This window comes from Bradyrhizobium sp. Kon56 (assembly GCF_055807635.1).
Map to the genome: position 1 here is coordinate 1 of NZ_JBVVOU010000609.1, position 239 is coordinate 239.

A 239-nucleotide genomic window follows, 5' to 3' on the forward strand; every position below is an offset into this window, starting at 1 on the left:
ACTGCGCACCCACGGGAATGCTGCGGGTCGGATCCTGTGGGTCGGTCACGGCGAAATCCTTGCGCTCGATCCTGTAAGCAGCAAGCGTGGCGGCGCCAAGACGATCCAGGTAGTCGAACTTGCCAGTTCGCTGCGCATAACCCCCAGACTGCTGGCTGAGGGAAACTTCGCCTGGGTGGATGCGCAATACGATGACTTCAACGAGAAAACCGCCAGCGGTGCCGTGGTGTCGCGCAAGG

General features: G+C 61.5%; 1 protein-coding gene. It reads left to right on the forward strand.

Annotated features, from left to right (window positions below):
• Positions 1–239 (forward strand): hypothetical protein (locus AC0L3B_RS40235; protein WP_473383611.1); only part of this gene is annotated, 239 nt, incomplete at both ends.